We start from the raw sequence: 13,583 nt of genomic DNA, 5'->3' as shown, positions 1-13,583 counted from the left end.
GCTGCGCTTATCCACCCTACAAAACCAGCTCCGTTGTAGGGTGGATAAGGCGCGCCGCTCGGTCTCAGGGACTCGGCACGGCGGTCGCGCGCGCCGCATCCACCAGAGGTCGCGCGGTGCCGCCCAAATTTGGAATTGCTGATCAGCACCAGCACCAGTTCCGGATTGAGATCATGATATGCTATGCACGTTAGCTTCTTTCCGAAGCCCCTATCAGGTGCACGGCTGCGGACACCCTGGCGAATGCGCGCAACACCACGACCCGAGACCCGAACGCGCGGGCCATGGAGGCAACTGGTGCACGTTGATTTTTCTTGAGTGCGCAACATCGAGTACGCAATATTGAGTGCTCAGCGAGCGGCGATTGAACGACTGCCGGACCACCTGGTTGGATGCAACCTGGTGTATCTCCACCGACTGATGCTGGCGGCAGCGGGAATCTACCTGCGACCCGGCGCACGCGTCCTGGATTTCGGCTGTGGAAGCGGGCGCGCCGTCTACGATTACCGCGATTGCGGGTTCGATGCTTACGGCTTTGATATTGCTGACTACGTCGAACGGCGCAACCCGACCGATACGGATTTTTTTCGCTTTTCCTTGACCGGCAGACCAGCACACATACCCGACTACCAAGTCAATGCAACGGATTACCGGCTGGACTTCGAGGACCAAACCTTCGATTTCGTTTTTTCGAATTCCGTCTTCGAGCATGTCCAGAATCATGATCTCGCGCTAAGAGAAATCGCACGGGTTCTGAAACCCGGCGGGATCGCGATTCACACGTTCCCACCACGTTACAGCCTGATTGAGCCGCATACGTTCGTTCCGCTCGGCGGCGCGATCACGAACCCGATCTGGTACCGCCTGTGGGCAATGCTTGGTATCCGCAATCAATTCCAACGCGGAATGACCGTTGCCGAAGTCGTCAATGCCAATCTTCAATACAGCCGCACCGGCGTCAACTATGTGCCCGTCAAGTCGCTGGTCAGGACGGCACGTCATCACTTCACCGAGACGATTCTCGCCCCCTATCTATGGACAATCGGCGGTCGCCGCCATCCCTTGATCCAATTTTCGCTGGTGGCATCGCTTTACAGCAGGATCGTACTTGTCGTGCTGCTGTTGCACCGCTAACAGCGACCGCTGTCACGACCGGCAGCGCCAAGACTCTGATAGCAGTTCTTAGAGACTTGCGCCGCACATCAGCATTTTCTCCAGCCCTGCTATCCCATTGATTTCAGGATGAACAACACACTGTTTACCGCTTTGTTTGGTCGCGATAGAAAGACCCAAGCCGGCCAAACCTTTTTTTCGCTTGTTTTCATTGCGAGAAGAGCGGCCCGGCTGCTCTTCCGGCCAGCGGCACTGGTGGTACTCTTGGCCATCGCGTTGCAACTCACCGCGCCCGAGAAGACTGCCAGCATAGATCCCGGCGCTATTACACATGATCAAGGTTTCGCCTATATTCTCCGGCTGCCTAAGGAATCGGGGTTCAGTCTTTTTTCTCCGACGCGTGGCGATGATTTGGATTCGCCGAACGGCTCAGTGCTGGAACTCCTTGAAGACGGGCGTCCGCTGCCCAAGGCGCATGCCGGGCATGATGAGATCAGAAGCCTGGGAAGCGGCCGGTATTCTCACTGGAAACGACTCCTGCTGTTCTCCTCGACCGATGGCATATCACCCGCGTCGGGAGTCCACAGGTACAGCTATCGTATCACTCAGAATATCGCACCCTGGTTGCAGGGACTTGCATTACTCTGCGCACTCCTGATCGTCTTGCACAAGCGGCGGCAATTGCTGACCCTCCTCACCTCACATCAATTTTTCCACTTTCTGATCCTGCTCAGTCTAGGTACCGCCGTGCTGGTCACTGCACTTGTCGCACATTCGCTCTGGGGCGCCTGGCGGCTGGTTGACTTACAGCCCGACAGTTCCACATACCTGGCACCGGCAGCGACGGCGCTGTTTGCAGGAGACTGGGGCCACCTCGTGCGGCCGTTTGTCTATCCGGCGATTGCCTTTGCTGCGATCTGGTCAGGCGGCACCCTCGATCACCTCATTGCATTGCACATTGCCGCCTATCTGCTCGGTGCTCCGCTGATCTATGCGATCGTCCTGCTGCCGGGACAGCTCGCGGCCCGCTCACTCGATCACTCACGCACAGCGTTCAATCGCGCGATGAGTCATCTGATTGCGGCAGCCGCCGTGGTCGTCTATTTTTCGCTTTCCGCCCTTTACCTTGCCTCGGTTTTCTATGTCGCACCGGAGATCTTATCGTCCATTGCGGCACTCGCGGCCCTGTGGCTCTCCCTCAAACTCATGCTCGACCATCGACTGAAACGCGCAAACCTGGCAGCGTGTGCGCTTGGCGCCGGACTCTGCGCCGCGGCGATCGTTGGTATGAAGCCCGCGCTGTTGGCGCTGGCCGGATTGACATTGCTCTTGGCGACCTGGGGCTTGTGGCAACAGCGGATGCGGTTTCAAAAAACCATTTTGATCGCGACCTGGGGGGCCATGATCGCCTTACCAGCCGCCGTCGTCGTCGGGGATCGCTACCTGGCGCAGCAATACCATGACGCATCAGCGCGACTGTTTGGGCCAACCACGGTATTTTGTAATAATGCGGATATCATAGGCCAGGCGCTGGAGACTCCGGATTCCCGAGCCCGGCAACTGCTGGGCGACACCGCGGCGCGCGATGTGGCGCAGTTCCTCAAGGATGTACAAGAAGATGAGAGCTGGCCGCTCCTGGGATTCAATGGCGACCGGTGCATGTATACGCTCGCAATACGACGCATCGCATTGGAGCGTCGCTACTTCGGCCTGACCAGCGACGACGTGGTGCGCACCTATCGTCAGTTGCTGACAGCAAGTATCGCTGATGCGCCTGGGCTGTACGCGCGACGGGTCTTGCGACAGTTCAAGCGCTTTCTGCTCGATCGGTCAGCGGACGACTGTTATCGTCACGAACAGCACGCGTGGTTGCCGGGAACCTTTGCGCCCGACTTGGCGCTGGTCCAGCGACTGGTCGAAGAACGGAGCAGCCGAATCCGGGGGCACGCACTTCCTCATCCGCTCCCACTGGACACACTTTGCAACGATCTTGCCAAGCGGATGACCACTGCTCACATACCCTTGGTCGCACTTACGCTCATTGGGTCAACGCTCTGCTTTTTCGGGCGTCGGACGATGCCCCGACTGCTGATGACGCGGGCCTGGGCGGCGCTGGTCAGCATCGGTTTCTGGCTGTCGACCGCACCGATCGTGGCCCTGGTTCACACCTTTGATATCGAACGCTATATCACCGTGACCTTCCCGCTCTATGTGGTCATGCTGGCATCGACCTTGTGCTTTTCTTTGGCACTCGCCGTTTACGGACTCACTCGGGCAGTCGACTGGGGGCGCGGTCGACGGTCGGACTGGCGGCGACTCCCCAAGCCACCTTCAGCGCTGCCGCCGGCACCCTGACCGGCGTTGTGGCATCCGTCGCTGCCCGCAAGGTCGCGGCGCGGCCGGTTGAGCGGTGGAAGGAATAACCAACACCCTTGATCTTATTACAGATACAATACTGAAACACCTAAGTCCGTCGGATAGATCTGAAGCAATGACGAACGCAATGGCCAACGATCACATGCGGATCGCCGTTCTGGTTCCTTGTTACAACGAGGCGACCACGATCGCCGCGGTGGTGCGGGATTTTCAGTCGGCGCTGCCGCAGGCGACTGTTTACGTATACGATAATAACTCAAACGACGACAGTGCGGCGAACGCCCGGTCAGCCGGCGCAACGGTTCGCAAGCAACCGTTGCAGGGCAAAGGACACGTCGTCCAGCGCATGTTTGCAGACGTCGAGGCTGACGTCTATGTCTTAGTGGACGGCGATGACACCTACGACGCCGGCGCCGCGCCGCGACTGATCGAACGCTTGCTGCGGGAACGTTTGGACATGGTGAACGCGGCGCGGGCGACCACCTCAGGGGACGCCTATCGCACCGGACACCGCTTCGGCAACTGGATGCTGACGTCACTGGTCGGGGCGATGTTCGGGCATCGCTTTAACGACATGCTGTCTGGTTACCGGGTCTTCAGCCGGCGATTCGTCAAGAGCTTTCCGGCGCTGGCGCAGGGCTTTGAGATCGAGACCGAACTGACAGTACACGCCCTTGAATTGAATCTGCCGGTGGACGAGGTACCAACCGCCTACAAGGAGCGCCCGCCCGGATCGACGAGCAAGCTGAATACCTATTCAGACGGTGCGCGAATTTTGCTCACGATCGCGCGTCTGTTGAAGGCCGAGCGTCCGTTTGGCTTCTTCGCAACGGTTGCTGGAATTTTCGCGCTGTTGGGTCTCCTGCTGGCCGTCCCGCTGCTTCAAACCTATTGGGAGACCGGGTTGGTACCGCGCTTTCCGACCGCGTTTCTGATCGTTGGACTGATGGTGTTGTCCGCTTTGTCGCTTGCGAGCGGACTCATCCTGAATACTGTGACGCAAGGTCGGCGGGAACTGAAGCGACTGGCCTACCTGCAGTTGAAGTCGGTCGGGTATGATGCCGAGTAAGGTGCGCACCCGGCGCTTGGGATACGGCGCGAGGTCATGTTGACACCGTCTGAGTTTCGCGCCTTAGGTCGCTTTACGCTCGTCGGCGCGACGGGTTTTGTAATCGATGCCGGGATATTGACTCTGCTTGCGCAGGGCGTGGCCCTCAATATTTATATCGCTCGTCTCTTTTCCTTTGCAGGGGCGGTGCTGGCGACCTGGGCGCTGAATCGGGCCTTTGTCTTCACCGCTAAGGCAGCGGTACGATCCCGGGCCACGACCGCGACCGAACTGGCGCAGTATCTTCTCGTGCAAAGCGGTGGTGCGGCGGTGAATCTGGCCCTATTCGCAGGCCAGATTATGGTTTGGCCCATGCTGCGAGATTACCCTGTGATACCACTGGCGGTAGCCTCCGTGCTGGCGCTAATCGTCAACTTTATCGGTATGCGGCTGTGGGTCTTCGGCGGCGTGAGAAAGCGGTCGGAATCGGCCTGACTCATTGCATCGTCGACCACGGTTGTTGCATCTTGGAGGTTCTTTGACCAACGTTGCCTTAGTGAGCGGAGCCTCGGGGTTTATTGGCCCAAGTCTGTGCCGACGCCTCAAGGTCGCCGGCTGGCATGTCCGCGCGATCATGCGTCGGCCTATGCCGGGGCCTTGGGATGCGTCTGTCTTGGTTGATCTCGGCCGGGAACCAGTGCCCCTGAAGACACTCGCGGACGTGGACTGCGTTTTCCACCTGGCAGGCAAGGCCCATGCGTTGGCGCAGGGATCCGGCGCCGACGAAGAATACCGACTGGCAAATTGCCAGAGTACGCTTGACTTGCTCGCGGCGTCACGCGCTCAGGGGGTACGCGGGTTCGTCTACTTCAGCAGCGTCAAGGCTATCGGAAAAGGCGACGGCCCCGGCAGCAACCCTGGTTTCGAGCCAGCATGCCTGTCCCCTTATGGACGCTCGAAGCGCGCGGCCGAAGACGCAGTGCTGGCAAGCGGGGCGGTGCCGCACCCGGTGGTCTTGCGCCCGTCCCTGGTCTACGGCCCGAACCCCAAGGGCTATCTTGAGCTACTCATTCGAGCCGTGCGGGCCGGTTGGTTTCCGCCACTGCCGGACCTGGGGAATGCGCGGTCCATGGTTCATCGCGACGACCTCGTAGAAGCCGCGCTGCGCTGCACTCTCGACCCTCGCGCACGGGGCCAAACCTATGTCGTCACCGATGGAACGCCGTATAGCACACGGCAAATCTATGAGTTCATTTTGGCGTCCCTGGGGCGCCGGGTACCGGGCTGGACACTTCCGCCTGGCCTACTGCGCGTGGCCGCGCTGGGCGGGGATGCGCTGGGGCGGATGCGTGGCCGCCGTTTCGTATTCGACTCCGCTGTGCTCGACAAACTCATCGGGTCGGCGCTCTATGACGGCGGACAAATCTGTCGGGAATTAGGGTTCGCGCCTTATCGGCATCTTGGCGAAAGCATGGCGGAGATTGTGGCTTCCACTCGGCCTGTTGTTTAGTCAAGGACAAACTCCGGAAACCCAACGGCGGCGAGTGCCGGGCCGGGGATCAAGGCCGGGGCGCGACATTGGCCGCATCCGAACCCTGGCGCGGCGACGGTGCTGTCGTCATGGCAGGCCGGCCACTGCCCGCTGTCGACGGCGCGCTTGTGTTCGTCGATATATCCGCTGAACCTGACGGAGAAAGACCATGACGAAACCGGCTACAATTATCTGCTTCCGAAACGCCAAGCGGCCCGGTGGTGTGTGCGGGCCGAGCGGTTATCGGCGATCCTGCATGGCGGCGATCACTGCACGCCGCACCCTCTGATTGACTGATACCAGGTTGCCTGGGCTCAAGACTCCGCCCGTGCCGCCCGCTGAACTGGTCCCTTACCTGTAATGGAAAAAGTTTCCCCGGATGTCGACACGCGCAGGAGTCGCGCCTTGATGCGGTATTGGTTCCAGCGTTCGCGCTCGCGGGTGCTGGTCTTTCTGCATGATTTGCTGATGATCCCGGCGGCCTGGGCATTGACCTACTGGCTGCGCTTCAATCTCAGCACGGTACCACCCGAGTTCATCGACCAGGCGGTGCGGATGTTGCCGCTGGTCGTGCTGGTCCTGGTACCGGTGTACTGGGCCTTTGGTCTGTACCGCGGGGTGTGGCGCTACGCGTCGATGCACGATCTGGTGCGCATCGCACTGGCCGTGCTGGTCGGGACGACGCTGCTGCTGTTCCTGCTGTTCGTGTTGAACCGGATGGCCTATATCCCGCGGTCGATGCCGGTCCTGTTCGTGATCTTTCAGTTTTTACTGCTGGCGGGGCCGCGGCTGCTGTACCGCTGGCTCAAGGATCGGCGGCTGGATTTCCACGACGGGAAGCGGGTGTTGATCGTCGGCGCGGGGCGGGCCGGAGAGATGCTGGTACGGGACCTGTTACGGGACCGCAATGTCGGCTATGTGCCGGTGGCCTTCGTGGACGACAAACCGCGTCGACTGGGTGGCGTAGTGCATGGGGTACCGATTCGCGGGACTACGCGCGAGATTCCGGCGGTGGTCGAGATCTACGGGATCGACGTGATCCTGCTGGCGACGCCAAGCGCGTCGATGAGCGAAATGCGGCGTTTGGTCGATCTGTGTGAAGCGGCCGAGCGGCCATTCCGGACCGTACCGCAGATCCGGGAACTGATGGCCGGACAGGTGGCGGTCAACCATCTGCGGCCGGTCTCCATCGAAGATCTGCTCGGGCGCAACCCGGTGACCCTGGATTGGGACGGCATCAGCGCCGGACTGACGGAGCGGGTCGTGTTGGTCAGCGGGGCCGGGGGCTCGATCGGCTCGGAGCTGTGCCGACAGATCAAGCGCTGCAATCCGCGGCGGCTGATCTTGCTCGATCACAGCGAGTACAACCTCTACAGCATCGAGATGGACTTGCTGGACCGCCCCGATCCGCCGCTGCTGAGCCGGTACCTGGTCAACGTGACCAATGCCGCCGCGGTCGCGTTGGTATTCGAGCGGACGCGCCCGGACATCGTCTTTCATGCGGCGGCCTACAAGCATGTGCCCTTACTGGAGGACCAGGTCCAGGCGGCATTGCACAACAATGTCATCGGCACGCAGATCATGGCGGCGGCGGCGGATACCTGGGGTTGCGAGCGTTTCGTGTTGATCTCGACCGACAAGGCGGTGAACCCGTCCAACGTCATGGGGGCCTGCAAGCGATTTGCGGAGCTGATCTGCCGGGACTTGAATCAGCGCTCCGCCTGTCGGTTCATGACCGTGCGGTTCGGCAATGTGCTGGGGTCGGCGGGGAGCGTGGTGCCGCGGTTCCAGCAGCAGATCGAGCGGGGTGGCCCGGTGACGGTGACCCACCCGGAGATCGAACGCTTCTTTATGACCATCCCGGAAGCCTGCCAGTTGATCATGCAAGCGGCGGTGATTGGTGCCGGCGGGGAGATCTTCGTACTCGACATGGGTGAGCCGGTGAAGATCCGCTATCTGGCAGAGCAGATGATCCGCCTGTCGGGCCGCGAACCGGGCCGCGATATTGCGATCAAGTACATCGGCCTGCGCCCTGGAGAGAAATTATTCGAGGAATTGTTCTACGCCTCGGAGGGCTTTGCCGATACCCCGCATCCACGCATCCATGTCGTCCGGCAGGACACCGATCCCAGCCCGTCGCTGCTGCAGGCGGCACTGGACGACCTGCGTGAGGCGCTGTTCGCGCGCGACGACGAACCCAGCCTGCGGGTGCTCGCGCGCGTGGTACCGGATTGGCAACCGCAGGATCAGGCACCGATTGGGGAACCCGGCAGAGATAAGGTAATTTCCGGGAAATAATCTACCGACTCGGGGGCGGTTCCGAACAGCACGGCGAGCGCGAAGCCAATACACTTAGACAGGATTAACAAGATTTACAAGATTTTATCTATTCTCAATCTTGTAAATCTTGTTAATCGTGTCAAGAAATCTCGGAACTGGTCCGGGTCGCGGCCGGAACTATAATCACGAAGTTCTTCGGAAATCGCCTAACAGTAACGAGTAAGAAATAGGTTAAACAACGACAACGACCGGGACGCCAAAGGCATCACCCTAAAGGACTGGTTTCGCCAATTCGTGAACGATTCCGAAAGCGGCGTCGGTGACTGGCCCGCTCGCGCCAAGGGTTGCCCGCAACAAGGCCGGATCGAACTGATCGGTGACGACCGCGGCGCCGATCGCGCGCAGCAGCACCAGACGCAGACGACCGTCGAGGACCTTCTTGTCCACAGCCATGAGCTCTAGGAAACGCTGGGCCGGGAGATCGGGCGGCGGCGCGATTGGAAGGCCGGCGCGCCCGATCAGGTTGCGCGTGCTTTGCAGCGCCGCGGCGCTCAGCCAGCCCAGACGTGCGGACAGGTCCGCGGCCATGCACATGCCGACACCGACCGCCTCGCCGTGGAGCCAGTTGCCGTAGCCGGTGCCGGTCTCGATGGCATGCCCGAAGGTATGGCCCAGATTCAGCAGCGCGCGCTCACCGTTTTCCAGTTCATCCGCGGCCACCACCTGCGCCTTGTTCTCGCAGGAGCGGCGAATCGCCTCTGCCAGGGTGTCCGGATCCCGGTCACGCAGAGCCATGAGATGTGTGTCGAGCCAGTCGAAAAAATCGGGGTCACGAATCAGCCCGTACTTGATCACTTCCGCCAGGCCAGCCGAGAGCTCGCGGTCGGACAAGGTGTTCAGCGTGGCGGTGTCCGCGATGACGGCCCGGGGCTGGTGGAAGGCCCCGATCATGTTCTTACCCAACGGGTGATTGATGCCGGTCTTGCCACCGACCGAGGAGTCGACCTGAGCAAGCAGAGTAGTCGGGATCTGAATAAAGGCGACCCCGCGCTGGTAGCTGGCGGCGGCGAAGCCGGCCATGTCGCCGATCACGCCGCCGCCCAGGGCAATCAGGGTACAGTCGCGACTGAAACGCTCGGCCAAAAGGGCATCATAGATGCGGTTCAGCGCGTCCTGCGTCTTGTAGACCTCGCCGTCGGGCAGGATCAGGGTGCTGACGCGCAACCCGGTCAAGGCGGCGCACGCGGCCTCCAGATAGAGCGGTGCGACCGTCTCGTTGGTCACAACCATCACTTGACCGCCCTGGATATGCGGGCGGTAGTGGTCGGGATCGGCGATCAGTCCGGTACCGATATAAATGGGATAGCTGCGCGCGCCGAGCGAGACGGTCAGGGTTGTCATGGTGGTTCGTTTGTCGTAACTGCCAACTCAGGGCGGCGGATAGCGCGGCTGAATGCGCTTTAGCGGCTAAAAAAGCCCGCCGTGGGAGCGGCCTCTGGCCGCGATGCGCCGTTGTGGTGAGAGCCGATGTTGGATATCCTGCGGCCCCGTCGCGGCCGGAGGCCGCTCCCACAGGGGGATGAGGCGCGGCACCCGCCGGCTCTACGTCTCTTCCGACTCGAGTCGGCGGCGGATCTCTTTGACGACCGAGGCGGTGCCGCGTTTTTCGGTGGAGACGACCAGGTCCGCGACCTGCCGATACAGCGGGTCGCGCTCTTCCATCAGTTCACGCAGCCGCTCCAGCGGATCATCGGTTTGCAGCAGCGGTCGACCGCGGTCGCGGGAGGTCCGGCTGTGCTGTTGCTCCGGGGTGCAGTGCAGGTAGATCACCACGCCGCGGGCGGCCAGGCTCTGCCGGGTATCGGCGTTGAGCACGGCACCGCCGCCGGTGGCAAGCACGATGCGCTCCTCCGCCACCAGATCCTCGATCACCTGGCGCTCTCGAGCGCGGAACCCCTCCTCACCCTCGTATTCGAAGATGGTCGAGATATCCACGCCGGTGCGCCGCTGGATCTCATGATCGCTGTCCTTGAAGGTGTAAGACAAGGATTCCGCGAGTTGTCGACCAACGGTACTTTTGCCGGCCCCCATGGGGCCCACGAGGAAAATGTTCTGCGCTCGTATCATCTCTACACATATGCCAGATTTTGACCCGATGGGCAAGGCTTAAGCGCAATGCCGGGCGATTCAGGAAGCCTGCGCCACGGCCGCGCCGGTGTCGTCGCCGGCCATCCGGCCCTGTAGCGAGCGTTGTGAACGCCTGCTTAAAGCAATATTTACGCCAGATCCTGCGTCGCGACCCCGACGGCAGCAACGATCACAGCAGTGATTCTCGTTTGACCGGGACAGTCACCCCCATGGCGATTGTTCCGGTCAATTGCGAACCATGTCTCCCCGCAGGATTTTTGGGGTTACGAAGATCAGGAGTTCGGTGTTGTTGTCCTGCCGCGCCTCTCGCTTGAAGAGCCGCCCGAGCACCGGGACGTCACCAAGCCAGGGCACCTGCTCCTTGTTGAAGGTCTTATTCCGTTCGTAGACCCCGCCCAAGACCACGGTCTCACCATTGTCGACCAGGACCGTCGTCTCCACCGAACGGGTATCGATCGGGGGTACACCGAGCACCTCGCGCGAGAAGTCCGGGTTATCTTTGTTGACTTTCAGATCCATGATGATGCGATCGTCCGGAGTGATCTGCGGCGTGACGTCCAATTGCAGCAGGGCTTCCTTGAACGAGGTGGTGGTGGCGCCGCCGCCGCCGCCCGCGTTTTCCTGATAGGGAATCTCCTGACCGACCTTGATCGTTGCCTGCTTGGCATCGGAGGTGATGACCCGGGGACTGGAAATGATCTCGCCGCGGCCTTCGCGCTGCATGGCCGAGAGCTCCAGTTGGAGCAGGTAAGATCCGACTTTGCCGATCAGCAAATTGATGGCTCCGGACGGGTCCACGGCAGGCAGGCTCACCAGCAGCGGAACCGTGTCGGCGGGACTCATCATGGTCCCCACACCAGCCACCGCGGGATCGCGCGCGTTGTGGACGGATGCGGTGCCGTCCCATTCGCCGGGAATGCCGCCTGACACCTCATTGAAACTCTTCTTTCTAAGGCTTTCCTGCCAACGGGTGTAGCCGAAACGCACGCCCAGATCGCGAGAGAAATCGTTGTTGGCAATCACGATGCGCGACTCGATCATCACCTGACGGACAGGGACATCAAGACGCCCGACGATCTTGCGGATATCCTCAAGCTTGGCCGTGGTGTCCTGAACCAGGAGCGTGTTGGTGCGGGCATCCACCGACACCTTGCCGCGCTCGGAGAGCATGTTGCTGCCCTCGGACTTGAGCATAGCCGAGAGTTCCGCGGCCTTGGCGTAGTTGACTTGAATAAATTCAGATCGCAGCGGGGCGAGTTCCTCGATCTGCTTCTGCGACTCCAGCTCCAGCTTTTCCTGGGCCGCCAACTCCTGGCTCGGAGCGACCATGATGACGTTGCCGGTCTGCCGCATGGCCAGTCCTTTGGACCTGAGGATGATATCCAGCGCCTGATCCCAGGGAACGTTCTTGAGGCGTAGCGTGATGTTACCGCGCACTGTATCGCTCGCAACCAGATTGAGGCCGGTGAAATCGGCAAGCAACTGCAGGACGGCGCGGACCTCGATATCCTGGAAGTTGAGCGACAGCCGATCGCCGGTGTAGACCACTTTCTGTTTCTCGAGCTGCTCTTTTTCGGCCGGCGTCAGGGAGCGAAACTCCAGGGTGAACAAGTCATCAGTCTGATAGGCCAGATAGTCAAAATCGGTGCCGGTCTGGATATCGATCAGAACGTTGCGGCCGTCCGGCTTCGCCTCCACCGCGATCACCGGGGTGGCGAAGTCGGTTACATCCAGACGCCGAAATAAACGCTGCGGGAGCGTGCTGTCATAGATGTCGATGAAGACATGCTTGGCCTGTTCGCGCACGGCTACCCGGGTCTGCGCACTGGGGAGTTTGATGATCACGCGTCCTTCGCCGCCGTCGCCGCGCCGAAAATCGATGTCACGCACCGCGCCGCCGGCCCCCGCGGAGCGCGCGGGCGACGGCACCGAGCTCGCCGCCGCGCGCCGCGAACCGGCAGCCGGTCGCGGCGGAGCCGTGTCCGGTACCCCGGGCACCGCCGCGGCCGGCGGCGGCGGGGGCGCCACGTCACCGCCCTGGGTATTGATTTTCAGGGTGACCTTATTGCCGTTGGCGCTGACCTCGTAGGGGACCGAGTCGTTCAGATTGACCACGACGCGCGTGCGATTGCTGGCCTCCACCGCCACCAGGCTGTGCACTGCGCCAACACCGATCGGGATGGCTTTGCGGTCGAGTTTACTGGTGACGCCTTCGAAATCCAGCGCGATGCGCGCCGGATTCTCGGTCGCGAAGGTCTGGGGCGCGCTGACCGGCCCGGAGAAGTCCAGTTGGATCTCGACCCGGTTGCCGGGGAGTGCGGCAAATTCGACGGTACGCAGGTCGACCGCCCATGCCGGAGCCGCGGTGATCATGACCATCATGGCCAATAGCAGCCAAGCCGGCCATCCGACCCGGCTGACCAGGTAGGGTCGTCCATGGCGAGGCCGCCGGCACGCGTTCACGGGACCTGGGCTGTTCATCGCGGCTTGCCCTCCAAGGGTTACTGGCTGAGCTGGACCGTCGCTTGGCGCTCACGCCATTCGCCGGGGCCTTCCGACACGATCTCGGTCAATTGGATCGCTTCGTCGCTGATGTTGATAATCTGACCATTGTTCATCCCCAGGTAGTTGCCGACGCGCACGCGGTGCAGAATACCATTGGGTCCGCGGATCAGCCCCCACCGGGTCTGGTTCTGTTCCAGGGTGCCCACCATCCGCAAGGCGTCGAGTGCGAACCCCTCCAGTTCTTCCTTGCGCCGCAGCGGGTCAGGCGCAAGGCTGTTGCCCGGCGCGGCGGCCGGCAGATCGCCGCCGCGCACGTCGACCACGAAGGGGTCCCGACGCTCGGCGGGCTCATAGACGAAGGTGTTGATCTGCTTGATGTCCGGGAGCGGCTCGATCGGACCCGGATCACGCGCCTTGACCTTCTGGACATACTCCTCCAAGTCACTCTTGTCCGCCCCGCCACAGCCCGCGAACAGCACCGACAATAGCACGGGAACGAGCAGCCGCAGAAGCCGGACACGCCGGAACCCGCGGGAGCGGGCACCGCCCGCGGTCGGGAGCACCGCGAGAACCCGCCGCGGA

Annotated in this window: 11 protein-coding genes; 6 read left to right on the top strand and 5 right to left on the bottom strand. The window is 61.6% G+C overall.

Features of this window, described 5'->3' with window-relative positions; translation table 11 throughout:
* The first annotated feature begins 318 nt into the window (after window positions 1–318).
* Window positions 319–1,134 carry a class I SAM-dependent methyltransferase gene (locus QZY03_RS07485; protein ID WP_295579698.1) on the top strand — a complete coding sequence of 272 codons (816 nt, stop codon included), beginning with the start codon at window positions 319–321 and terminating at the stop codon, window positions 1,132–1,134.
* Between the two features lie 48 nt (window positions 1,135–1,182).
* Here QZY03_RS07485 and QZY03_RS07480 read toward each other — a convergent pair whose 3' ends face one another.
* Window positions 1,183–1,446 carry a hypothetical protein gene (locus QZY03_RS07480; RefSeq protein ID WP_295579696.1) on the bottom strand — a complete coding sequence of 88 codons (264 nt, stop codon included), beginning with the start codon at window positions 1,444–1,446 and terminating at the stop codon, window positions 1,183–1,185.
* Window positions 1,447–1,545: 99 nt separating this feature from the next.
* Between QZY03_RS07480 and QZY03_RS07475 the strand changes: the two genes are divergently transcribed.
* The 5 genes from QZY03_RS07475 (at window position 1,546) to QZY03_RS07455 (ending at window position 8,366) form a co-directional block, all read left to right on the top strand.
* A complete protein-coding gene (locus QZY03_RS07475; protein ID WP_295579694.1) occupies window positions 1,546–3,468 on the top strand; it encodes a hypothetical protein in 1,923 nt (640 codons plus the stop codon).
* 55 nt (window positions 3,469–3,523) lie between these two features.
* Window positions 3,524–4,558, top strand: coding sequence for a glycosyltransferase family 2 protein (locus tag QZY03_RS07470; RefSeq protein ID WP_295579691.1), 1,035 nt, complete (start codon window positions 3,524–3,526; stop codon window positions 4,556–4,558).
* Window positions 4,559–4,594: 36 nt separating this feature from the next.
* Complete coding sequence (locus tag QZY03_RS07465; RefSeq protein ID WP_295579689.1) at window positions 4,595–5,032, top strand: GtrA family protein; 438 nt, start codon at window positions 4,595–4,597, stop codon at window positions 5,030–5,032.
* A 61-nt stretch (window positions 5,033–5,093) separates the two neighbouring features.
* A complete protein-coding gene (locus QZY03_RS07460) occupies window positions 5,094–6,047 on the top strand; it encodes an NAD-dependent epimerase/dehydratase family protein (RefSeq protein ID WP_295579707.1) in 954 nt (317 codons plus the stop codon).
* Window positions 6,048–6,476: 429 nt separating this feature from the next.
* Window positions 6,477–8,366, top strand: coding sequence for a nucleoside-diphosphate sugar epimerase/dehydratase (locus QZY03_RS07455; RefSeq protein WP_295579687.1), 1,890 nt, complete (start codon window positions 6,477–6,479; stop codon window positions 8,364–8,366).
* A gap of 252 nt (window positions 8,367–8,618) precedes the next feature.
* Here QZY03_RS07455 and aroB read toward each other — a convergent pair whose 3' ends face one another.
* The 4 genes from aroB to QZY03_RS07435 form a co-directional block, all read right to left on the bottom strand.
* On the bottom strand, window positions 8,619–9,749 hold the full coding sequence (gene aroB / locus QZY03_RS07450; protein ID WP_295579685.1) for a 3-dehydroquinate synthase: 1,131 nt from the start codon (window positions 9,747–9,749) through the stop codon (window positions 8,619–8,621).
* Window positions 9,750–9,950: 201 nt separating this feature from the next.
* Window positions 9,951–10,475, bottom strand: coding sequence for a shikimate kinase AroK (gene aroK, locus QZY03_RS07445; protein ID WP_026199074.1), 525 nt, complete (start codon window positions 10,473–10,475; stop codon window positions 9,951–9,953).
* A gap of 246 nt (window positions 10,476–10,721) precedes the next feature.
* On the bottom strand, window positions 10,722–12,875 hold the full coding sequence (gene pilQ, locus QZY03_RS07440) for a type IV pilus secretin PilQ (protein WP_295612913.1): 2,154 nt from the start codon (window positions 12,873–12,875) through the stop codon (window positions 10,722–10,724).
* Between the two features lie 122 nt (window positions 12,876–12,997).
* A complete protein-coding gene (locus QZY03_RS07435; RefSeq protein ID WP_295579704.1) occupies window positions 12,998–13,486 on the bottom strand; it encodes a pilus assembly protein PilP in 489 nt (162 codons plus the stop codon).
* Window positions 13,487–13,583 lie beyond the last annotated feature (97 nt).

Source organism: uncultured Lamprocystis sp., from assembly GCF_903933125.1.
Classification (GTDB): Bacteria; Pseudomonadota; Gammaproteobacteria; order Chromatiales; family Chromatiaceae; genus Thiodictyon.
Note: the sequence above shows the minus strand (reverse complement) of the source record. Positions and strands in the feature narration are given on the sequence as shown.

What these genes read in the sequence shown, in the direction of transcription:
- QZY03_RS07455 (WP_295579687.1), top strand. Translation starts at nt 6,477, where the DNA reads ATGCGGTATTGGTTCCAGCGTTCGCGCTCGCGGGTGCTGGTCTTTCTG.
- aroB (WP_295579685.1), bottom strand. Translation starts at nt 9,749, where the DNA reads ATGACAACCCTGACCGTCTCGCTCGGCGCGCGCAGCTATCCCATTTAT.
- aroK (WP_026199074.1), bottom strand. Translation starts at nt 10,475, where the DNA reads ATGATACGAGCGCAGAACATTTTCCTCGTGGGCCCCATGGGGGCCGGC.
- pilQ (WP_295612913.1), bottom strand. Translation starts at nt 12,875, where the DNA reads ATGGTCATGATCACCGCGGCTCCGGCATGGGCGGTCGACCTGCGTACC.
- QZY03_RS07480 (WP_295579696.1), bottom strand. Translation starts at nt 1,446, where the DNA reads ATGTGTAATAGCGCCGGGATCTATGCTGGCAGTCTTCTCGGGCGCGGT.
- QZY03_RS07465 (WP_295579689.1), top strand. Translation starts at nt 4,595, where the DNA reads ATGTTGACACCGTCTGAGTTTCGCGCCTTAGGTCGCTTTACGCTCGTC.